The following is a 21,045-nucleotide window of genomic DNA, read 5'->3' as shown; positions in this document are numbered from 1 at the left end:
TAGTTTGCACTAGAGTGTAGCCAAGCGACACTAGGAGACAATCCCGACCATGGCCGCAAGCCCCTCCCCAGATGACATGCCGCACCCACGCAACCCGCAACCCGAGCTGCATCACGTGGCATTGCCTTACGGCGCCGTGCATCTGACGCGCTTTCGCCCTGCCGGAACCAGCCGCGGCAGCGTGCTGTGCTGGCACGGCGCAATCGAGTCCGGGCGTATCTTCCATAGCCGCTCCGGAAAGGGGCTCGCCCCCTGGCTGGCATCACGTGGCTATGAGGTCTTCGTAGCCAATCAGCGGGGGCGCGGCGAGGCCCCGCCAACACCGGCACGCGGCATCGCACTCGACCAGACCGACGTCATCGTCGACGAGATTCCCGCCGCCATTCGTGCCTGCCTGGCGCTTTCGGGAAGCCCCTGGCTGCATCTGGTCACACACTCTTGGGGGGGCGTGCTGACCGCCTCGAGCCTGGCCCGCTTTACCGAATTGCGCGATCTCGTCACCTCGCAGAGCTTCTTCGGCACCAAGCGCAGCGTGTGCAGTTGGACGCTGCAGCGGTTGCTCTACGTCGATCTGATCTGGAAGGGAGTGGCACCGATTGCGCGTGGGGTGTGTGGCTACCTGCCAGCACGGGCGCTACGCTGGGGCAGCGACGACGAGTATGCCGGCAGCCATCGCCAGGGGGTCAATTGGGTGCGTCCCAGGCCTTGGGTCGATGCCCGTGACGGTTTCGAATACACCACCGCCCTGGCCGAAGGTGGATTGCCGCCCACACTGCATTTGGCGGGCCAGAACGATCGCGCACTTGGCCATCCGGATGACGTGGCACGCTTTGCCGCAGAGTGCGGCCCGCATGAGCAACGCCTCGTACTGCTGGGACGCCAGCAGGGCTTTTCTCGCGACTATGGCCATCTGGACATGCTGACCCACCCACAAGCCATGGCGGAAGTCTTTCCCCTGGTCGAGGCGTGGATGGAGGAGTCGCAGCGTAACAAGCCGCAGGCGGAAGAGGGAACGCAACGCTAAGGGACAAACGACAAAACCCCGATACATGTCGGGGTTTGATATCGCAATACGCTAAAACTGAAATGCAATGCTGCATCGATAGTGGCGGACCGGACGGGACTCGAACCCGCGACCTCCGGCGTGACAGGCCGGCATTCTAACCAACGAAGTCAGGCTCATAACCCGCAGGTCATCGGTTCGCTCTTGTTTCAACTTCAGCGGTCCCCGCCACCAATTTAGAGAAAGCCGATACTCATCCAGTGTCGGCTTTTTTGTGCTTTTACCTCTCCCCCTTGATCGGGGCCGGCATACCGATACGGCCAATGCCTGGCAGCTTCAGCGCAGGCCTCAGGAAGTCGATTCCCAGGCTCAGCCCTAGCAGGGTGATCTCAAGACCCTCCTCCCTGGCGAGGGTGATGCCGAACAGCCCACCCATCGCCAGCTGGTACCCCGTGCCACTCGGTGCGGTGGCCATCACACCATCGAACAGATAATCCTTGCCGATGGCGGTGACTGGCAGGGTGACCTCGAGCCCCGGCACTTCACGGATGATCCATGCCACGAAGGAGTTGCTGTTGGGTCCCGGCCAGGCGCGATACTGATCGGGATCGGGATAGTCGCCCACGGCGGCTTCGATCAGCGGAATCAGCCGCTCGGCCGCCTCGCCCCGATAGTCCGCCAACAGCTCGGGCGGGTTGCCGAACCACGCCCGGTCGGGATTATCGATCCCCGACACCACCGTCGGACGACGCCAGCTCAATACGTGGTGCAGTCGATAGTCGCTCTCCCCCGCCGCCTTGGTGGCGATCCAGGTATGCACGGCAAAGGCGCCTCGCCAGTGGAAGGCGCGGGCGGCGTAGACCTGCACCACCGCCGGCGCGTCGCGGTGGGCCTCGGGGGCCAATCCCGCCGAGCTGCGATCGGCGCTCGACCAGTGACGATCCAGGGCAACCTGTTCGGTGGCCAACAGCCAGAAGGGGCCGGCCAGAAGTAGCGACAGCATCAGCAGCGCCCCTCCCAGCCAGCGCAAGGGGTGTCTCATCCAGCATGACTCCTTCAAGAGTGAGAAAAGTGATTGCCGTTTCGGCCCACATCGACGAGAGGGCTTGATTACTGCCCCTTGGGCCCGCATCTTTCGAGGAAATCCGCTCATACTCCTCAAGGTTACTGTCATGCCCATTGTCGATCCACGCAGCGGCGCTCCGCTGACCGCTCCCGAAAGCGCCCAACCCGCTCCCCAAGGGGGCGGCGACCCCGCCAGCCTCATCGTCGATATCGACATGAACAATTTCCAGCAGATCGTGCTGGAGGGCTCGATGCATACGCCTGTGGTGCTGGACTGCTGGGCGCCTTGGTGCGAACCCTGCAAGAACCTGATGCCGGTACTCGAGAAGCTCGCCCGCGAATACAATGGCGCCTTCATCCTCGCCAAGCTCGATATCGAGGCGTATCCGCAGATCGCCTCACAGCTCGGCATCCGCTCGGTGCCCGACGTCAAGTTGATCATGCAGGGGCAGCTGTTCGATCAATTCAACGGCGCCCTGCCCGAAAAGCAGATTCGCGAATGGCTCTCCCAACATCTGCAGCCTCCCGCCGATATCCCGGCAAGCCCGGAGGAGCAGGCCGAAGCGGCACTGGCGGCCGGCGACGCCGCCACCGCCCGCGCCATCTACGAGCAACTGGTCCAGGCCAATCCTTCCCAGGTCGACTACCAGATCGATCTGGCCGGCGCGCTACTCGCGCAGGGCAATACATCGGACGCCAAGGCGTTGCTCGACAACCTGCCTCCCGAAGATCGCGACGCCCCCAAGGCGCGTGGCGTGCGGGCACGCCTGGAGTTCGGAGAGGAGGCGCCCTCCCCAGAAGAGCTTGCCGCGCTGGAAGGTCGAGACGACAGCGAAGCGCAGTTCAAGCGCGCCATGCGCCTTGTCGCCGATGGCGACTACGAGGCGGGTCTCGACATGCTGCTTGCGGTGATGAAAGCCGATCGTGCCTACGGCGAGGACGCCGCTCGCAAGACACTGCTGCGCGTGTTCGACGCCCTGGGTGCCGACCATCCCCTGACCGTCAGCTATCGACGTCGGCTCTTCGCCCTCATGTACTGAAGGCCACCCCTCTACTCCCGCAGTACCCGATCGAGGCGCGTTAGCGCCTCTTTCAGCTGATGGGCGGTGGTGCCGAAATTGAGCCGCGCAAATCCCGATCGGCCGAAATCGGCTCCATCAGAGAGTGCGACCCCGGTCCGCTCCAGCAGTACCTGCTGGGGCGACTCCCCAAGCCCTGCCTCACGCAGGTCGAGCCAGGCCAGATAGGTCGCCTGGGGCTCGCTCATGCTCACGCCGGGCCAGCGCGCGATATGCTCGATCAGCGTATTGCGATGCCCACGCAGCACCTCAATCAGTTCGCACCGCCAAGGCTCACCCTCGCGATAGGCGACTTCCGCGGCGACCAGGCCCAGTACGTTCACATCGGGCTGCAACCCACGACACGCCTCGGCGAAGCGCTGGCGCAGGTCGGCATCGGAGATCACCGCACAGGCACTGGATAGGCCCGCCAGATTGAATGTCTTGGAGGGAGCCCACAGCGTGATGATCCGCGAAGCCAGCGCCGGGAAGGTCTTGGCCAGCGGCAGGTGCCATGCTTCTTCATCCAGCAGCAGGTCGCAATGCAATTCGTCGGAAACGATCAGCAGATCGTGACGCTCGACAAGCTCCGCCAGGCCGGCCAGCTCCGCTTCACTCCATACGCGCCCGGTGGGGTTGTGTGGATGGCACCACAGCAGCAGCCGGGTTTCGGGGGTGATGGCCGCCTCCAGGGCCGCGAGATCCAGCCGCCAAGATCCCCCTTCCTCGTCGGGCTCGGCCAGCGCGGCAGTCTGGGGCAGCCGTCCGGTACGCCGTGCAACCTGCAGAAAAGGGGGATAGATCGGGGTGACGCTGAGCACGCCCTCGCCGGGCTGAGTAAGGGCAAGACTCGCCAGATGCAAGGCCGGCACCACGCCCGGCACCCAGAGCTGCCACTCGGGTTCGATGGCCCAGCCATAATGCTCGGCACTCCAATGGCACAGGGCCTCGCGCAGAGAATCGGGGACCCGGCCATAACCGAAGACGCCATGTTCGACTCGCCGCTGAAGCGCCTCTATCACCGCAGGCGGCGAGAGAAAATCCATGTCGGCCACCCACAATGGCAGCACATCGTCACCGTAGCGGTGCCACTTCTGGGATGGCCAAGCGGAACGATTATCGGCAACGGGATGTCGTCGCTCAATGGGCGTGGCAAAATCGAAGCGCATGGCGCCTCCTCAATTACTAACCAGAATCATGAACCCGCAAGGAATTAAGAACATGCCTGAAAGCCTCTTCTATGCCAAGGCTAGGCGCGGTACGTCTCGCCTGGTGAGCCATTGGCTGATGCTGGGTCAGGCCACCCCCGACCAGCTGGCGATCATCCTTGCCGACACCGCGCGCATCGCCAAGCTGGGCGAGCCGGATGAGACACCCGATGGCGCCACGCTTGCCGAGTGGAGCGGCGACCGGATACCACCGCTATGGGCAGCGCGAGCCGCCACCTTCCTGCTGATGCAACTGCCGTCACGTCCGACGCCGCGTGATGAAACCGAGGCGCTGGCGTGGGCTTACTGCTGGCTTCGCAACCGCTCGTTCACCAGTCTGGACGACGCGCACGACGCGCTGCCGGCGCATCTCACCGCCCCGCTGGCGCCAGCACTGAATGCCGCTTGGCGCGATTCCCAGGGGCTGAGGCTGATCTAGCTACCGGTTTCTCTACCTACCCTCATAGGAAAACGTGGATGGACGTCCCTTTCTCCTGGCAGCTCACCAAGCTGCTGGTATCGATCAGTATCGTATTGGGTCTTTCGGCGATAGCCGTACGGGTCAGCACACGCGTTGCCGGACTGCTGGCCGGTTATCCGCTGGGCACCGCCATTACGCTTTTTTTCATTGGTGCGGAGATCTCGCCGGCCTTCGCCGCACAAAGCGCCGTGCATACCCTGGCGGGCTTCACTGCCACGCTGGGGCTGGGTGCTGGCTATCTGGCGTGTGGACGGCGCGATGGGGTCTCCGGCGTCCTGTGGGGCACGCTAGGCGGCCTCGCGGCCTGGCTGATTGTCAGCAGCCTGCTTACGCTGGTCGACTTCACTCGCTTTACCGGGACGCTGACGACGCTGGGCGCAATCGTGCTATTCACCTGGCTCTACCGACAGGTACCGGAGAACCGTGTTAAAACCGGCGGTGCCTTCTCCTGGCCGATACTGGCGCTTCGCGCAGTGCTGGCAGCGGCGATCATCTTCCTGATTACCGGCCTGGCCCATGTACTGCCACCGGCCTGGGCCGGCGTCATGGCCGCCTTTCCGGTGACTATGTATCCGTTTCTGGTGATTCTGCACCTAACTCACGGCGTGGCACCGGTTGCCACCGTGATCAAGCATTATCCCGCCGGGCTCGGTTCGCTGCTGTGCTATGCCCTGTGCGTGTCCCTCACCTACCAGCCCCTGGGCCTGGCATGGGGGACCCTAGCCGGCTTTGGCGTGGCCAGCCTTTGGCTGATGGCCTGGATGCAGTGGCAGGCATGGCGTAGCCATCGCAGCGCGACGAGGCCTTGACCGTCGGGTCAGGCGTGTCAATGCTGAGCACTTTCCACGAGAGCCAAGCCATGTACACACATCACCTTGATCCCGCCTTCTCCGACACCGATGCGCTGGGGCATATCAACAATACCCATCTGCCGGTCTGGTTCGAACAGGCACGTACCGATATCTTTCGGCTGTTCACCCCCGACCTGGACCCGCGCCAGTGGCGGCTGATCCTGGCACGCTACGATGTCGAATTCCGGGCCGAACTCTACTATGGCCAGCACGTCGAGATTCGCACTTACCTCACCCGCCTGGGCACGAGCTCCTTCACGGTGACCCAGGAGGCGTGGCAGAACCACACGCTGGCCGCCTTCGGCAACACGGTAATGGTGCACTATGACCATGCCGGCAAGCGCGCCATGGCCATCGAGGGTGAGCTGCGCCAAGCGCTCGAGGCGCATCTGCAGAGCTCTGCCAAGACCGCCACGTGACACCGGCAATTCGTACCCTGGAGCGGAGTGGCGTAAGCTACTTCCTGAAGGAGTATCCGCACGACGCTCGCGCCCCCGCCTATGGCCTGGAGGCCGCCGAGGCGCTGGGGCTCGCGCCAGGCAGCGTCTTCAAGACGCTGTTGGCGCGCCTCGACGGCGACCGGTTCGTGGTGGCCATCGTCTCGGTCGACCGTCAGCTCGACCTCAAGGCACTGGCGCGTGCCGCGGGAGCCCGAAAGGTCGCCATGGCCGACCCTGCAGATGCCGAGCGTGTCACCGGCTATGTGGTAGGCGGCATCAGTCCGCTGGGCCAGAAGCGTCGGCTACCGACCTTTCTCGACGAGCGGGCACAGCGGCTTGCCCTGGTGCACATCAGCGGGGGGCGGCGCGGCCTGGAGATCGGCTTGTCGCATGACGATCTCGTGCGCCTGACTCAGGCCAAGGTAGCGGATATCTCGCGCTGATTCGACGCCTCGAACCGGGAGACGCACATGGTGATCCGTTACACTCTTTGGCTCGATCCCGACAATACCGCTCAGCATCGCGCCGTCGAGGCCGATCTCGAACGCTTCTTCATGGAGCGTTTCGCCGACTATCCTCATATCCGGTTGTTCGGAGCCGACCCCTACGACTATGATGCCCCGTTCAATCGCCTCTACGACGTGCTGATGGCTCGCGGAGCGGAGTACTGCGAACGGCACTGGCGCTATGTGCCAAGCCCCGTGCAACTCAACCAGGCCTTCTTCCGTGCCGTGGGGCGCTCGACCAAATTCCTGCGAGACCCCCCTGATGGTGATCCAGACCAATAACACTCCCGATGAGCGTCAACTGGCGATCATCACCCAGCAACTGGGCCGCGCCCCGCGCGGCATACAGGCCCTGGCGGCCACCGATGGGCAGGGTACGCCACTGGTCCTGCGCATGGAGTCCATCGTCGATGGTCACCCCTTCCCGACGCTGTTCTGGCTCTGCTCGGAGCGCCTCAAGATCGAGCTCTCGCACATCGAGGCGCGCGGCGTGATCAAGCAGCTCGAGGCGCGCCTGCAGGAGGAGCCCGAGTTTCTGGCTGCCTATCATCGCAGCCACGAGGACTACGTGGCGCTGCGCTGGAAGTATATGCCTGCCGCCACGCAACGCGAGGCGCAGCGCCTGGGTTATCGCCAGCTACTGAGCGAGCGTGGCATTGGCGGGATCGCCAACTGGGACCAGGTGCGTTGCCTGCATACTCAGTACGCCCATCATCTTTGCGGTGACAATGTCATTGGCCAGTGGCTGGACGAGGAGTATGGCATCGCCGACATGCTGGCCTGAACACACCGCTGGCATGAGCTGATAGTATTGAACGTCTCGTTCAGGAGGCAGCATGGCTAATATCTGTGTCTATCTAGGGTCCCGGGAGGGACGTGGAGAGCAATACCGCAACGCCACCGAGACGCTCGGGCGCGAGATCGCGCGGCGTGGTCACGGCCTCGTCTATGGCGGTGCCCGTATCGGTCTGATGGGCGCCTTGGCCGATGCGGTCATGGCCGAGGGTGGTGAAGTGATCGGCGTGATGCCGGAACATCTGGTCGAGCGGGAACAGGCCCACCTTGGGCTGACCCAGCTGATCAAGGTGGCCAACATGCACGAGCGCAAGGCCAGCATGGCAGCACACGCCGATGCCTTCATCGCCCTGCCCGGCGGTATCGGCACCCTTGAGGAGCTGTTCGAAGTGTGGACCTGGCAGTATCTCGAACTGCACGCCAAGCCGATTGGCGTGCTCGATACCGGCGGCTTCTACTCTCCCCTGCTAGGCTTTCTCGACAACGTGGTCGAACAGGGCTTTCTTGCCTCGCGGACGCGTGCCAACCTGCTGTCCGCCACCGAGCCCGGCGCCCTGCTGGATCTCCTGGAACAGCAGCTCTCGGCTCAATGAGGTCGCCCCTCGTGCATTCAAGGAGGAAGCATGCACGCCATTGCCATCGAAGAGGACCAACGGCTCAGCTGGTGTGAGCAGCCAGCCCCAGGACCGCTGCAGGATGATGAGGTGCGCCTGCGGGTGGTCTGGGCGGGCATGAACCGTGCCGATCTCATGCAGCGTGCCGGACAGTATCCACCGCCGCCCGGCGCCTCCACCATCCTTGGCCTCGAGGTCAGCGGCATCGTCAGCGAATACGGCCCTGCGGTGCAGGGACTTCAGCGCGGTGATAGAGTCTGTGCGCTGCTGGCCGGCGGCGGCTATGCCGAGGAGGTCGTCGTCTCCCATCATCAGGTGCTGCCCATTCCTCGGGGAATGGAGCTGCGCGAGGCCGCCGCCCTGCCCGAAGTATTCGCCACCGCCTGGCTCAACCTATTCATGGAGGGCGCCCTCAAGCCAGGGGAGCGTGTCCTGCTGCATGCCGGTGCCAGTGGCGTAGGCACGGCAGCGATCCAGCTATGTCGGGCGTTCGGTCACCCCTGCTTCGTGACCGCCGGCAATGAAGAGAAGCTCGATGCCTGCCGTACGCTGGGTGCCGATGGTGCCTGGAATCGGCACCAGGGAAGCTTTGTCGAGGCGGTCAAGGCGTGGGGCGGTGCGGATATGATCCTCGACCCAGTGGGAGCCAGTTATCTCGCTGACAACCAGCAGGTACTCAACGCCGATGGCCGACTGGTATTGATCGGCTTGATGGGAGGGAGAACGGCGGAACTCGACCTGGGACGCATGCTGATGAAGCGTCAACGCCTCATCGGCTCCACCTTGCGTGCCAAGCCAGCGCACGCCAAGGGCGAGATACTTACCGCCTTGCGCACCCATGTCTGGCCGCTGCTCGAGCGCGACGAGGTCATGCCGATCATCGATCGGCACTATCCCGTCGAACGGGCAGAGCAGGCCATGGAGTATCTCGCGAGCGATGCGAGCCTGGGCAAGGTGCTGCTGTCGGTTGGGCAGGAAGGCTGATCAGATACCGGGGCGGTGCTTTCCGCCCTCAGCGGCGATACGTTCGCGAGTATGCACATAAGTGAGCTGCAGCAAGCGGGCATCCTCGCCAGCACGGTGCCGCCGGATACCGCACTCGCGAATCAAGGCCTCCTTGGTGCTGCTCCAAAGCGCCAATTGCCGTTCGCACAGTATCCGCCGCAGCGCCTCGAGGCGAAAGCGCGACAGCATGCCGGCATGATGGAACAGCAGCGATAGCCAGGTATTGTCATAGCCCCAGCTATCACTGTAGGCCACGCCCAGCTCGGCCAGTTCGTCATTGAGCCAGCGTGCCACCTCGACGACCTGATGCCCCTCTCTTACCAGGCGGTTACGGGAGATGCCGTGCAGCAGCTCCGCCTGAGGGTCCCAATGAGTCCACTCCTCCAGCGGCTGGATCAGGAAGGCACAGCTTGAGCCATCGGGGCGCGCCAAGCCGATCTCGATCGGATAACTGCCGCGCCCGAATCCGGACGCTTCGATATCAAGCAGGGTGGGCAGCGTCACGTGACGGCATCCTCTATGGTTGGCCTGTGAGCCGGATACGGCGCCTCGTCGCGCACCCGCGGGTCTCATGAATGCCTGTTCCGATCCAGCCAGGGCAGATCGTATTCAGTGGCGAGTGCCGGCTACGAGCAACTCCTCCAGATCGTCCCCCGACACCTGCTGGTCCGCCAGGGACTGCCAATACTCGGCACGCTGGGCATCCACTGCCAGGCTCAACTCCCCCAGCCGGTAGGCCTGGGCCAGGCGCGTCGCTGCCAGCGGGTGGCCAGCCTCGCCGGCACGCGCATACCATGTCACGGCATGATCGTCGCGACAGGGATACTGGGCGCAACCATGCTCGTAGATGGCACCGGCTTGGTACTGGGCCCGCGCATCGCCGCCATGGGCGGCCTGGAGTACATAGCGGGCGCCTTTGGCCTTGTCCTGGGGGCTCAGCGCGCGATGGAACAGCATATGCCCATAAAGTGACAGCGCTGCGATATGTCCCGCATCGGCGCAGCGCTTGAACAAGTGCATGGTCAAGCGCTGCGTGCGGGGCGAGCGCGGCAACCAAGGTGTATGAAAAAGCTGCTCCGCCAGGCGATACTCGAGACGGGTAAACAGTGAAGATGCCTGCGTCATGGCAAACAACCTTTATTCCTGTGACCGAAGGATGACAATTACGGCGCTCCCTTGCCCTGTCATCGCATCTCTAATGCTAGTAGCTATCCGGCTCCGCCGAACAACGGGGGGCAAGCATACGCCCCCCACCTGAGTGACTCAACCCCTTAAATTTGCCGCTTTGGTATGGCCCGGCTACCATTCGCTTTCATCACCTCTTGTTCTACTTGGAGCGACGAATGCAGATTCGACCCCTCGGCGACACCGGCATCGATGTTAGTCGGCTATGCCTTGGCACCATGACCTTCGGTGAGCAGAACAGCGAGGCCGAAGCCCATGAACAGCTCGACCGCGCCGTAGCCTTCGGCATCAACTTCATCGATACCGCCGAGATGTATCCCGTGCCGCCCAAGGTGGAGACTCAGGGGCGCACCGAGGCCTATATCGGCAGCTGGCTGAAGCAGCGTGGCGCACGCGATGACGTCATCCTGGCGACCAAGGCTGCAGGCCCAGGCATGGAGCATATCCGCGGCGGCCCGCGCCTGACTCGCGAACACCTACAGCAGGCCATCGACGCCAGCCTGACCCGGCTCAACACTGACTATATCGACCTCTACCAACTGCACTGGCCCGACCGCAATACCAACTTCTTCGGCAAGCTCGGCTATGCCCCCGATGATGACGAGGATGCCACCCCGTTGGAGGAGACGCTCTCGGCACTCAAGGAGCTGGTGGCGTCGGGCAAGATCCGCGCCATCGGCCTCTCCAACGAAACGCCCTGGGGCGTGATGCGCTGCCTGCAGCTTGCCGACAGTCTGGGGGTGCCACGGGTTGCCAGCGTGCAGAATCCCTATAGCCTCCTCAATCGCAGCTTCGAAGTGGGCCTGGCCGAGATCGCTCATCGCGAGAGAGTCGGTTTGCTCGCTTACTCACCGCTCGGCTTTGGCGTGCTCTCCGGCAAGTATCTTGATGGCGCATGGCCGCCCAAGGGGCGCCTGACGCTCTACGAGCGCTTCAAGCGCTACACCTCCGATATCGCCGAGCAGGCCACTCGCGCCTATGTCCAGGTGGCGCGCGAGCATGAGCTGGACCCTGCCCAGATGGCACTGGCCTATGTCAACTCTCGCCCCTTCTTGACCAGCACCATCATTGGCGCAACCACCATGGAGCAGCTCGAAGCCAACCTGCGCAGCGATTCGCTGCGCCTCGACCAGGAGGTACTGGACGCCATCGAAGCCATCCACAAACGCCTGCCCAACCCCTGCCCCTGATCGCTTAGGGCTAGCAGCTTAGGGGCTATCGCACCGATAGCCCCGCCCCTCACGGTGTCTTGGTATACTGCGTGTCACCTTGATGAGAGGAGCATTGCATGCTCAGCGTGATTTCCCCCGCCAAGACGCTCGACTTCGAGACGTCGCCCAGCACGAGCCACTACAGCCAACCCGACTATCTCGAGCAGAGCCAGCAGTTGATCGAGATCCTGCGGGACTACTCCCCACAGCAGATTGCTGAACTGATGGGCATCAGCGACAAGCTGGCCGGCCTCAATGCCGCGCGCTTCACCGAATGGCAACCACCGTTTAATCTCGACAATGCCAAGCAGGCCGCCCAGGCCTTTCAAGGTGATGTATATGTCGGCCTGGAAGCCGATACCTTTAGCGAGGAGGACAATCGCTTCGCCCAGCAGCATCTGCGTATTCTCTCCGGCCTGTATGGGCTGTTGCGCCCGCTCGATTTGATCCAGCCCTACCGCCTGGAGATGGGTACCAAGCTCGACAACCCCGTGGGCAGGGATCTTTACGCCTTCTGGCGAGCAACGCTCACCTCGGCGCTCGACAAGGCCGTGGCCGAAAGCGGCAGCAACGTGCTGGTCAATCTGGCGTCCAATGAGTACTTCAAGGCCATCGATGCCAAAAAGCTCAAGAGCCAGGTGATCTCCCCAGTGTTCAAGGATGCCAAGAGTGGTCAGTACAAGATCATCAGCTTCTATGCCAAGAAAGCACGCGGCCTGATGAGCGCCTGGATCATTCGTGAGCGTCTCAACGACGCCAAGGCGCTGAAGGAGTTCGATGTGGCCGGCTATCGCTACAACGTTGCTATGTCGGAGGGCGCAACGTTAGTCTTTACCCGCGAGGAGGGTGCCTCCTGAGCGCTACGCTTAGAAGCGCAGCACTCTTGCCGAGCGCGGCTTGAGAAACTGCCGGTGCACGTTCTTGAAGCGCAGATCATCGCAGCGGTGCAGCCACTCATAAGCCACCATATCGGCGCTCACCGCCACTCCACCCGCGCCGCTCACACGTGTCATGGCCAACTGCGCCTCCGCATGGCGCCGGCTGGCCGTGGCTTCCGCCAGCCAATAGACCTCATAACCGGCATCAAGCAGGCCAAGTGCCGTCTGCATGACACAGATATGCGCCTCGCTGCCGCAGATGACGATCTGACGTCGTCCGCTGGCGGCCAGCGCGCTGGCAAAATCAGGCTCATCATACGCTCCGAAGTGCGACTTTCTCCAGCGGAGCGCGTCGGGCAGGGCCTGGAGCAGGCGCTCGTCACTAGCACCCAGCCCCTCCGGATACTGCTCAGTAAGCCATACCGGCACCTCCAACTGTGACGCCAGCCCCCCCAACCAGATGGCCTCCTCCACCGCCTGTTCGCCGCCATCGATAACAGGTAGAAGCCCTGCCTGCAGATCGACGATCAACATCAGGCTCTGCTCTATACGGATACGCATGAATCGCTCCTTTTATTACTTTATTACCTTGCAACCAATATCATCAGTAGAATGTCCAAACACTTACTATCCCTACCGTTATACGGAGAGTCCCGATACGATGCGAAACTTCTTTATCATGCTAATGGTGGGAATGATGGGCTTCGGCCTGGCCGTCGAGCACGCCGAAGCCCGACGCATGGGCGGCGGCGGTAACATCGGCAGCGTCTCGCGCTCGGCGGATCGCCCCGCTGCAGCGCCGACTCGCGAGGCCAGCCAGCCTCCACGTGGCGCGCAGAACGCCCAAGGCACCCGCGCCGGCGGGATGGGCGGCATGCTTGGTGGGTTAATGGCAGGCGGGCTGCTCGCCGCACTGTTCTTCGGCGGAGCCTTCGACAATATCCGCCTGATGGACATTCTGCTCATCGCCGGCCTGGCATTCCTGGCGTTCCGCTTCCTGGCCCGTCGCCGGCAGCCGGCAACCGCAGCGCCCTCCTCAGGCAGTCCCGCTCACGAGACTCCCCAGCCACAGGCGTTCCAGAGCGGCGCCGCACTCGGTGGCGGTGCCATGGGCAGTGTGCCTACTTGGTTCGACAAGGAGCGCTTTCTCGGCGGTGCCAAGGAGCATTTCACGACCCTGCAGCGTGCCTGGGACAACAACGATCTGAGCAGTATTCAGGAGTATGTCACTCCCGAGCTCTACAATCTGCTGCGCGAGGAGCGCGCGCGTCATCCTGCCAACAATCGCACCGAAGTCGTGCGGCTGCTGGCCGAGCTGGGTGACGTATGCGAGCTGGACAAGCATGCCGAGGCCACGGTGATCTTCCATGGCATTATCGACGAGAATGGCGAACAGAACGAATTCAATGAGACCTGGCACCTGACTCGCGACATGCGTGATGGCGCCCCCTGGTATGTGCAAGGCATCGAGCAGAACCCCCACCACTGACCCCAAGCCGCTTTGGTAAGCGAAAAAGCCGGGTATCAGCCCGGCTTTTTTATGCCCAAACGCAGGATACGATCAACTCCGAGCCTCCTCGGCGGAGTCCTGAACCCCATCTCCTCGATGCCCTCGCCGGCACTCTCCAGCGCCTCGTCGATACTTTCATCAGCCTCTTCAGCCGGGCCTTGATTATCACAGCCCACCAACCCTCTCAACAGCAAGGTCGTCATTATAGCATTAGCAGTTTTCGCACTGACATGGTGCTTCTTGACTCACATGGATGATGATATCTACAACACATCGGAACGCATGGTACTGGCGTGCACATCGGTGAACGCACACAGCCAGTCCAGAAGCTCTCTTATAGTTTAGATAAATTTTATTAAGCAATAGCCAAACTCCCGGCCATAAAAAAGCCCCGTGCGGTGAGCACGGGGCGTTGCGATGGATGCCTGGCGATCGGGCCGGGAAGAGCCGGAAGAGCCGGAAGAGCCGGAAGAGCCGGAAGAGCCGGAAGAGCCGGAAGAGCCCGCGACCAACCTTCCCCCCGATGCCAACGATGACGTGAACGAGGTGGCTTACGGCAACGAGGTTTCAAGCGACGAGAGCGATCATCTGTTGAGCAACGACACCGATCCCGATGGCGATCCGCTGAGTGTGGTCTCTGTCGACGGTGTGCCCTTGACAGGTGGTTCGGTCACCGTGGCGAGCACCCTGGGTGAACTCAGCGTCGATCAGGATGGAAGCTATACCTATCGCTCCACCTCGACGATCAAGCTCTATGGGTTCGATGACGCGGATCAGTCGTTCGAATCGCTAGGCCTCTTTACCCTCGATACCGCTGCTCAGGCAAGGGTCTCCTCCACGGACGAGGGAGTGGGCGTCAAGGGCACGGGTCGTTACGCCAAGCACGACACTCCCGACCAGATCCAGGATGAAGGGAATGTGCTCATCGCCGATCTTGGCGGCTCGACCACCCGTGCCGAATTCGATGTCACGCGGCTGTACGCAAATGAAGCCTCGGGTGAGCTGGGCAAGTGGTATGCCTACGATGCCGATGGCGAGCTGGTTGGTGAAGGCGTGTTCGGCCACGGGATGGAGGGTTTCAAGACCAAGGCGGGTAGCGACAACCAGGGCACGGTGGAGGTCTATCTCGACGGCGTTGCCTTCCAGTACCTGGCTTTTGAAGGTCTGCCTTACGAGCAGGGTGATGAGCAATACACCCAGGAGAAGGATGGCGGCGACTTCCTGGTCTCGAATATCCGTGTTCAGGATACGTTCTCCTATCGCGTGGAAGGTGCGCTTGGCGAATCGAGTGAAGCGACGCTGACTATCGAAAAGCATCAGGAGCTGCGCAATTTCCATGTCGAAGCACCGCCCCTGGCCGACCCTGTCCTGACCACGGCCGAACTTGTCGATAATGACCTGCCTGAGGGTGTCGATGGCGACGCCATCATCTTCAAGTCCTTCACTGTCGGTGGAGGTGTCGATGCCGAGGAACTCGGCAAGCAGCGCCCCTCGGTGATAGAGGTAAACCCTTCTCTGGGAGGGAGCGACGACTCCACCCACGAGAGCGATCTCGTTTTCCATCTAGCTCAGCTTCCCAGTTATGGAACGCTCTATCTGAAGACGGGCAACAGCTATGTGGCGATCGATGCTTTGGAGCAGGCACCGTCATTCGGCACGGGAGATCAGCTCTACTGGGCTGCTACCTCCAGTGAGATTCGGCAGGCAGTGGCGGACCACAGTGCCAAGACGGTGAGTGGCAAGAGCTTGAAGGCGATGGAGCAGCATGGCGTTAACATCTACGCCTATGATTTCGATGGGTCGAAGAATGATGAGCTACTGCACTTCAACGCCGAGGGTGTTGGTGTGCTGGGAGGCAATCGCCAGGGGCAGGCACCCAATCAGCTGGGTCACCGCAATGGCCGCTCGGAAGAGATCGTGGTCGATTTCGACAAGGCGACCACCGAGGCCACCATCACTGTGACGCGTCTGATATTCAGTGAAGGCGAGGTGGGCAAGGTCAGTGCCTATCTGGATGGTCAGGAGATCGGCAGCTGGACGTTCAGCGGGTATCAGCCCGGTGCTACGCTGGATGGCGTCGACATTGATTTCACCCCGGGCAACGGGTTTGTCACAAGTGGTACGGGGAAGGGCACCTTCAGCCTGGAGGGTGTGGTCTTCGATCAGTTGCGCTTTACCGCTACCGAGTATGCGGATGGTGCGAGCCGTGCGGTCGATGACAGCAGCGACTACTTCATCGAGATGATCTCCTTCAAGGTACTTCCGACAGCGGAATACGCCTACCATGTGACCGATGAGGCCGGTTATACCAGCGCCCCGGTAAGCGTGGTGATCAACGCACCCGCTGTCGATACGGCGGTACCGGAGAGCGGGGCAGGTGCCAGTCTCTCAAGCACGTCGACCAGTGTCCAAGAGGATCTGGTTGGTGATGGCATTGTCGTTGAGACCTTGGCCTGGAGTCTTGTCTCCGATGCGGAGGAGAATCAGGTGGTGCCGGCTGACGTGCTCTCAAATGCAATGGTGCTTGAACCAAGCAGTGGCGCGCTTGCGCTCGGGGAGCTTGTGAGCGATCAAGGAGAGTCTATGGAGGATTATCTCCCCGTTTCGGAAGAGTACGAAGGCGAAACCTCGCTGCTTGCCGATGCTGAGACGGGTTCGCTGCTCCAGAGTGTGTCCGAACACACGTCGCTGGGCGACTATGGCTCGGTTGATGCCATCAGCGAGAGGATCGGACGAGGCGAGCAGCATCTCGATCAGTAGTCATGCCTGGGAGATGATAGAGCCCTGCCCGGCAGCAATGCCTGGCAGGGCTTCTCATTATGAAAGATACGTACGGCCAGATGGACGAAGCGGAGAGCGGTTATGTATATCAAGCGTGATGCCACGGGAAGAATCGAGCAGGTGCGGCGTGAGCCAACTCCAGAGTGCAACGAGTACATCGCTCCCGGCTCGATTGAACTCGAACACTTCGTTAATCATGGGCTTCAGCCGGAGCAGGGGGCGCTGAAAAGTTCGGATGCCGAGTTCGTCCGCGTTCTCGAAGATGTGATCGAGGTGCTAGTGGCCAAGGGGATAATCGGCTATCTCGACCTGCCTGAGGCGGCGCGAACCAAGCTAATGACACGCCAGTCGTTGCGCAAGCGGGTGAATGATGTCGGATTGATGGGCGAGGAGGAGCAGGGCATCATCTGATCTCTTCAGGGGTGTCGGGCGTGACGACGCCAGGCCCCGTCACACCATCGAGACCCAGCTCGAGAAGCAGGGTTGCCTCTGCTGCGTTCTGAACGCCTTCGCCGATCACCGTGATGCCGAGCGAGTGTGCAAGCGTCGTGATGCCCCTCAGCACGGCCTGTTTTTGCACTTGCTCTGCGATATCTGCCACCAGGCTCGTATCGATCTTGAGATAGGAAAGGCCGACGTCGTGCAGGTCGGCGATACAGGTGAACTTGGGACCTACATGTTCCAGTCCCAGGTGGCAGCCGTAGGGTCGCAGTTCACGGCAAAGTTCACGAAACCCGTCGAGGTCGTGTTTGACGACACTCTCTGGAATCTCGAGCCAGAGATTGCCCGCCTCGGCGGGATATTGGGCAAGCAGACGTTTCGCTTGTAGGGCGAAGCGGCTCTCCTTGGCGGCATATCGCGATAGGTTGATCGCAAGCGGCTTGCCTTGCGCTTTGATAGAGACGAGCGCGGCATGGAGGACCGCGAGATCGTAATCGACACTCTTCGATAACCGGGAGAGCCAGGGCAGGAAAATGCCGGCGGGTCGCCATTCGTCCCTGAGCTTCAGGCGCGAGGGGCTCTCGAAGTGAAGCGTGTTTCCCGCTTTGTCGAGGACGGGATAGTGAGCGAAGCGGATCCCCTCCTCGATGGCCTGGTCGATGGCGACTCGCCATGCTTCCTGCGTAGTATAGAGTGCCTGCTTGGCACTGCCGGGAACGGCTACCCAGGCGATATCTCCCTCCTCGCTGGCGCGTGCCAGGGCGCCGTCGAGGCAGCTGAGTAAGTGTCCCGGCTGGTCATCGATGTCGTAATGCATGAGCGCCATGGGCAGACCGATCGGGAAAGGGGCGCTCGTCGCCACTGAATCGAGCGCGGATCTCAGGCGCTGGGCAACAGTGGGCAACTCCTCGCTGCCCGGCAGCATCAGGATGAAATCGCTGCCATTGAGGCGGCCGATCTCACCACCTTCCTCGGGATTGATCAACCCGTGAAGTGTCTGTGTCACTGTGGCGAGCAAGGCATCGGTGGCTTGATGACCCAATCGTTGGTTGAGTTCGGCGAGACGCACCACGCGCAGTATGGCAAGCGCGCCTTCTCCTTGGCTGCTTTCGCCGTTGAGCGTGTTGCTGAGCCGCTGAAGAAAATAGTCCCGATTGGCCACGCCTGTCACCGGGTCCTGTTGTAGCTTGCTCCTGAGTCTGTCGAGTAGCTGGCTCTCCTGACTGAGCATGTCGCGCACTGTGACAGAGAGCCGATTCATGGCTCTTACCACTTGGCGCAACTCCAGCATGCGAGGCTCGCGAGAGGTCGTGAAGCGACGCTGGCTGATGGCGTCGGCCTGTTCGATCACCGCAAGCAGCGGGCGGCGGATCGCGCGTATGAGCCACCAGCCGAGCAGGGCACTAAGCAGTGCCGCCAGCAGGAACCAGCCCGCCAGACGCTGGGTATTGTGCCATAGGGCGCGATAGGCATAGCTGTGGTGACTCTCTACGCTCACACTACCGTACTGTTGCCAGGCGTTCTGCACGACGGCTTCGCCCGGTTGGATGGTGAAGCGCTGGCGTTCGACGAACCAGCCTGGAACATCATCGAGCTGTTCCGGTGCTTCACGCTGCACGATCGTGTTGCCCTCTACATCCTGCAATTCGATACGCCGGTAGTACCCGGTATCGAACTGTGCGGAAATCAGCAGCTCCATCAACACGGGATCCTTGTCGAGCTGGCTCAAGGTCAGGGCAAGGGCGTTGGCATTGTCGGCATTCTTGATCTGCAATTCCTGCATGGTATAGCGCTGCAGCGTGCTCAACCCTACCAGCAGACTGCTGGAAAATGCGATGCAGAGTATTGCCAGAAGGGTTAGCCAGAGCTGTTTGGTCAGCGACATTCACATTTCTCCCTGCACTGTTTCCGCTTTTTCTTGGATCGTCGAGTCGTGTCGTGTGGCGGGTCGATCATAGGAACCCCTGATCGCGCATGCGCGACAGCACATTACCCCAGCGTGACAGCCGCTGTACGGGATCGGCACGCGAGTGGGTCGCCCCCCCCGCCCACAGGCCATCACTGTTGAAGCTGAATAGGGGGTCGAGGTCGGTGCGCTGGCTGGCGGGGGTGATGGAGGGCACGATGTTATCGAGAATGCGTGGCTCGGCGTCGGGGGTTGCGTAGTAGCCCAACACCATGTGCGCCTGGCTGATTCGGCTGCGGCCGATACGGGCACGAACATAGATCAGTCGCAGCCGCTCGCCCGGCACACCAAGTTGCTTGAGCGTAACGTACTTGGCAATCGAGTACTCCTCACAGTCGCCTTGTCCTTTGCCCATCGCCTCAAGAGGAGTGGCCCAGAAGTCCTCATATCCCCAGTTCTCACTGTCATCGACCCAGCGGATACGACGATTGAAGAACTCGTTGACACCCTGCAACTGTGCCTCGATCGTCTCGCCCGCCATGCGATGCAGTAGCCCGAACCACTCCTCGAGGGTTTGCACGCCGGAGGTGCCGTAGCGCGACTGCATGACCTGGCGTAGCCGGGAGGGATCGAAATTGGCGGAAAGCATACGGGGCGCCACTCCGAGCCCCATGCCCACGAACAGTGCTCCGAGGCTGGCAATGAAGTGGCGCCGCCCGATGCTAGGGGTACGCACCTGATGGCCGGGCGCGTCGGCAGAACCCTGACGGAGCGGTGGAGATTGCATCGATGCAATGGCTCATGGCGGCTAAGAGCGATAACTTGTCGTCATGATATCGCCCATGAATGAGCTAACTTTAGCCAATTCGCCCGATAAGGCGCTCGCCATGACGGGATAAAGTAACAGCACTAAGACTTGCCGGTGCCCTGCCATAGCCGCACCGAGCCCAGCCACGCCAGGTCACTGGCACTGCGCTCGAGCTCGAGACCTGCCTTGTAGAGGCAGTCGACCTGGCAGCTGAGGCCCGCAGGCAGATAGAGATCCGCCTCGATCTTGTTGTCGAGATAGTGCAGCTTCATGGTGATGCGCTCACGCCAAGCGGGATAGTGAGCCCAGCGTGCCTGCAGGGCTTTTTCCACATCGTCGCGCAGCGGTAGGCCGGGGCGCTGCTCGATATCGGGAAAATCGGAGTCATCTTCCGGGTCGATATGAAATGTCACGTCGGTGAGGCGTGGGAAGGCGTCGTGCAGATTGCGATGGGCCTGGTTGCCGACTTCGTGGGCTTCGGAGACCGAGATGCGTGGCGAGACGACCAGGTGCATGTCGAGCAGGATGCGGCCACCAATGGTACGGGTGCGCATGTCATGCACGCTCATCACGCCAGGCACCCGCGTGACGGTCTCCTGCATGTCGCGCTGCTGCTGGTCGGGAAGGGCAGTGTCGACCAGTTCATGGCTGGCCTCCATCACCAGGCTCCAGCCCACCTTACCGACCATCAAGCCAACGATGATCGCGGCGATGCCATCGACCCAACCGATGCCGAATTGCGCGGCAGTCAGGCCGATCAATACGGCACCGGTGGAGAGCGCATCGGAGCGAGAGTGCCAAGCATTGGCTTCCAGCAGGCGCGACTGTACTCGTTTGGCCACGCGCATGGTGTAGCGGAAGATCCACTCCTTGGAGAACAGTGCAATTACGCTCAGCACGATGGCCCAGAGACCGGGCGGCATGGCCTGGGTGCCGGTGAGCAGGCGAGTCAGGCTGGCCCAGGCGATACCGCCGGCAACGAAGATCAGCACGCTGCCGAGCCACAGTGTCGCCAACGTTTCGATGCGCCCATGCCCATAGGGATGATTGTGGTCCGGCGCCTTGCGGCCGAAGTGTGTGGCGATCAACACCAGGGCATCGGTGATCAGGTCGGAGAAGGAGTGAATGCCGTCGGCGATCAGGGCCACCGAGCCTACCATGATGCCGGTAATCACCTTGACGATGCCCAGCAGGGCATCCACGGCGGCACCGATCAGCGTGACGCGATGCGCCTCGCGTGTGTGCTGAGCGGTCATCAATGGAGGAAGTTGGAGAGTGCCCATCGACGCGTTCCTTGGG

At 61.9% G+C, this 21,045-nt stretch carries 23 protein-coding genes; 15 read left to right on the top strand and 8 right to left on the bottom strand.

Annotated features, from left to right (window positions below; translation table 11 throughout):
• The first annotated feature begins 49 nt into the window (after positions 1-49).
• Positions 50-1,024, top strand: a complete 975-nt coding sequence (locus HJD22_RS14880) for an alpha/beta fold hydrolase (RefSeq protein ID WP_208654465.1) — start codon at positions 50-52, stop codon at positions 1,022-1,024.
• A gap of 259 nt (positions 1,025-1,283) precedes the next feature.
• On the opposite strand, the gene HJD22_RS14875 is transcribed toward HJD22_RS14880, so the two are convergent.
• The gene (locus tag HJD22_RS14875) at positions 1,284-2,045 is read right to left on the bottom strand and encodes a DUF3750 domain-containing protein (protein WP_208656606.1); all 762 of its coding nucleotides are present in this window, start codon (positions 2,043-2,045) and stop codon (positions 1,284-1,286) included.
• 130 nt (positions 2,046-2,175) lie between these two features.
• Here HJD22_RS14875 and HJD22_RS14870 point away from each other — a divergent pair, with 130 nt between their 5' ends.
• A complete protein-coding gene (locus tag HJD22_RS14870; RefSeq protein WP_208656605.1) occupies positions 2,176-3,108 on the top strand; it encodes a tetratricopeptide repeat protein in 933 nt (310 codons plus the stop codon).
• An 11-nt stretch (positions 3,109-3,119) separates the two neighbouring features.
• On the opposite strand, the gene HJD22_RS14865 is transcribed toward HJD22_RS14870, so the two are convergent.
• Positions 3,120-4,295, bottom strand: a complete 1,176-nt coding sequence (locus HJD22_RS14865) for a MalY/PatB family protein (protein ID WP_208656604.1) — start codon at positions 4,293-4,295, stop codon at positions 3,120-3,122.
• Positions 4,296-4,347: 52 nt separating this feature from the next.
• Between HJD22_RS14865 and HJD22_RS14860 the strand changes: the two genes are divergently transcribed.
• From HJD22_RS14860 to HJD22_RS14825, 8 genes are read left to right on the top strand one after another with little or no spacing between them, the layout of a single operon-like run.
• A complete protein-coding gene (locus HJD22_RS14860; RefSeq protein ID WP_208656603.1) occupies positions 4,348-4,773 on the top strand; it encodes a hypothetical protein in 426 nt (141 codons plus the stop codon).
• A gap of 38 nt (positions 4,774-4,811) precedes the next feature.
• Positions 4,812-5,624: a hypothetical protein gene (locus HJD22_RS14855; RefSeq protein WP_208656602.1), complete on the top strand. Its 813-nt coding sequence runs from the start codon at positions 4,812-4,814 to the stop codon at positions 5,622-5,624.
• A 50-nt stretch (positions 5,625-5,674) separates the two neighbouring features.
• Entirely contained in the window at positions 5,675-6,085 is a 411-nt protein-coding gene (locus HJD22_RS14850) for a thioesterase family protein (protein ID WP_208656601.1), read from the top strand.
• On the top strand, positions 6,082-6,549 hold the full coding sequence (gene ybaK, locus HJD22_RS14845) for a Cys-tRNA(Pro) deacylase (RefSeq protein ID WP_208656600.1): 468 nt from the start codon (positions 6,082-6,084) through the stop codon (positions 6,547-6,549). Before HJD22_RS14850 ends, ybaK begins: the two co-directional genes overlap by 4 nt.
• A gap of 27 nt (positions 6,550-6,576) precedes the next feature.
• Positions 6,577-6,894 carry a hypothetical protein gene (locus HJD22_RS14840; protein ID WP_208656599.1) on the top strand — a complete coding sequence of 106 codons (318 nt, stop codon included), beginning with the start codon at positions 6,577-6,579 and terminating at the stop codon, positions 6,892-6,894.
• The gene (locus HJD22_RS14835; protein ID WP_208656598.1) at positions 6,875-7,396 is read left to right on the top strand and encodes a DUF501 domain-containing protein; all 522 of its coding nucleotides are present in this window, start codon (positions 6,875-6,877) and stop codon (positions 7,394-7,396) included. Before HJD22_RS14840 ends, HJD22_RS14835 begins: the two co-directional genes overlap by 20 nt.
• Positions 7,397-7,448: 52 nt before the next feature.
• Positions 7,449-8,000: a TIGR00730 family Rossman fold protein gene (locus tag HJD22_RS14830; protein WP_208656597.1), complete on the top strand. Its 552-nt coding sequence runs from the start codon at positions 7,449-7,451 to the stop codon at positions 7,998-8,000.
• A gap of 30 nt (positions 8,001-8,030) precedes the next feature.
• Complete coding sequence (locus tag HJD22_RS14825) at positions 8,031-9,005, top strand: NAD(P)H-quinone oxidoreductase (RefSeq protein WP_208656596.1); 975 nt, start codon at positions 8,031-8,033, stop codon at positions 9,003-9,005.
• Here the strand turns inward: HJD22_RS14825 and HJD22_RS14820 are convergent, their stop codons facing one another.
• Both HJD22_RS14820 and HJD22_RS14815 read right to left on the bottom strand, forming a co-directional pair.
• Positions 9,006-9,530 (bottom strand): hypothetical protein, encoded by a 525-nt coding sequence (locus HJD22_RS14820; protein WP_208656595.1) that lies wholly within the window; start codon positions 9,528-9,530, stop codon positions 9,006-9,008. It lies immediately after the preceding gene.
• Between the two features lie 105 nt (positions 9,531-9,635).
• Entirely contained in the window at positions 9,636-10,151 is a 516-nt protein-coding gene (locus HJD22_RS14815; RefSeq protein ID WP_208656594.1) for a tetratricopeptide repeat protein, read from the bottom strand.
• Between the two features lie 218 nt (positions 10,152-10,369).
• Here HJD22_RS14815 and HJD22_RS14810 point away from each other — a divergent pair, with 218 nt between their 5' ends.
• On the top strand, positions 10,370-11,401 hold the full coding sequence (locus HJD22_RS14810; protein ID WP_208656593.1) for an NADP(H)-dependent aldo-keto reductase: 1,032 nt from the start codon (positions 10,370-10,372) through the stop codon (positions 11,399-11,401).
• Between the two features lie 98 nt (positions 11,402-11,499).
• Positions 11,500-12,279, top strand: coding sequence for a peroxide stress protein YaaA (gene yaaA / locus HJD22_RS14805; RefSeq protein WP_208656592.1), 780 nt, complete (start codon positions 11,500-11,502; stop codon positions 12,277-12,279).
• Between the two features lie 9 nt (positions 12,280-12,288).
• On the opposite strand, the gene HJD22_RS14800 is transcribed toward yaaA, so the two are convergent.
• Complete coding sequence (locus HJD22_RS14800) at positions 12,289-12,861, bottom strand: isochorismatase family protein (RefSeq protein ID WP_208656591.1); 573 nt, start codon at positions 12,859-12,861, stop codon at positions 12,289-12,291.
• A 100-nt stretch (positions 12,862-12,961) separates the two neighbouring features.
• Here HJD22_RS14800 and HJD22_RS14795 point away from each other — a divergent pair, with 100 nt between their 5' ends.
• The 3 genes from HJD22_RS14795 to HJD22_RS14785 all read left to right on the top strand — a co-directional run bounded on the left by HJD22_RS14795 (position 12,962) and on the right by HJD22_RS14785 (position 17,002).
• Entirely contained in the window at positions 12,962-13,789 is an 828-nt protein-coding gene (locus tag HJD22_RS14795) for a Tim44 domain-containing protein (RefSeq protein ID WP_208656590.1), read from the top strand.
• A gap of 438 nt (positions 13,790-14,227) precedes the next feature.
• On the top strand, positions 14,228-16,570 hold the full coding sequence (locus HJD22_RS14790; RefSeq protein WP_208657052.1) for an Ig-like domain-containing protein: 2,343 nt from the start codon (positions 14,228-14,230) through the stop codon (positions 16,568-16,570).
• Between the two features lie 102 nt (positions 16,571-16,672).
• Entirely contained in the window at positions 16,673-17,002 is a 330-nt protein-coding gene (locus HJD22_RS14785; RefSeq protein ID WP_208656261.1) for a tryptophan synthase subunit beta like protein, read from the top strand.
• Here HJD22_RS14785 and HJD22_RS14780 read toward each other — a convergent pair.
• The 3 genes from HJD22_RS14780 to HJD22_RS14770 all read right to left on the bottom strand — a co-directional run bounded on the left by HJD22_RS14780 (position 16,995) and on the right by HJD22_RS14770 (position 21,029).
• A complete protein-coding gene (locus tag HJD22_RS14780; RefSeq protein WP_208656262.1) occupies positions 16,995-18,917 on the bottom strand; it encodes an EAL domain-containing protein in 1,923 nt (640 codons plus the stop codon). The genes HJD22_RS14785 and HJD22_RS14780 overlap by 8 nt on opposite strands.
• Before the next feature lie 67 nt (positions 18,918-18,984).
• A complete protein-coding gene (locus HJD22_RS14775) occupies positions 18,985-19,725 on the bottom strand; it encodes a transglutaminase-like cysteine peptidase (protein ID WP_208656263.1) in 741 nt (246 codons plus the stop codon).
• Between the two features lie 122 nt (positions 19,726-19,847).
• The gene (locus HJD22_RS14770; protein ID WP_208656264.1) at positions 19,848-21,029 is read right to left on the bottom strand and encodes a cation diffusion facilitator family transporter; all 1,182 of its coding nucleotides are present in this window, start codon (positions 21,027-21,029) and stop codon (positions 19,848-19,850) included.
• Positions 21,030-21,045: the final 16 nt, after the last annotated feature.

Source organism: Halomonas sp. TA22 (genome assembly GCF_013009075.1).
In the GTDB taxonomy this organism is placed as follows: Bacteria; Pseudomonadota; Gammaproteobacteria; order Pseudomonadales; family Halomonadaceae; genus TA22.
Note: the sequence above shows the minus strand (reverse complement) of the source record. Positions and strands in the feature narration are given on the sequence as shown.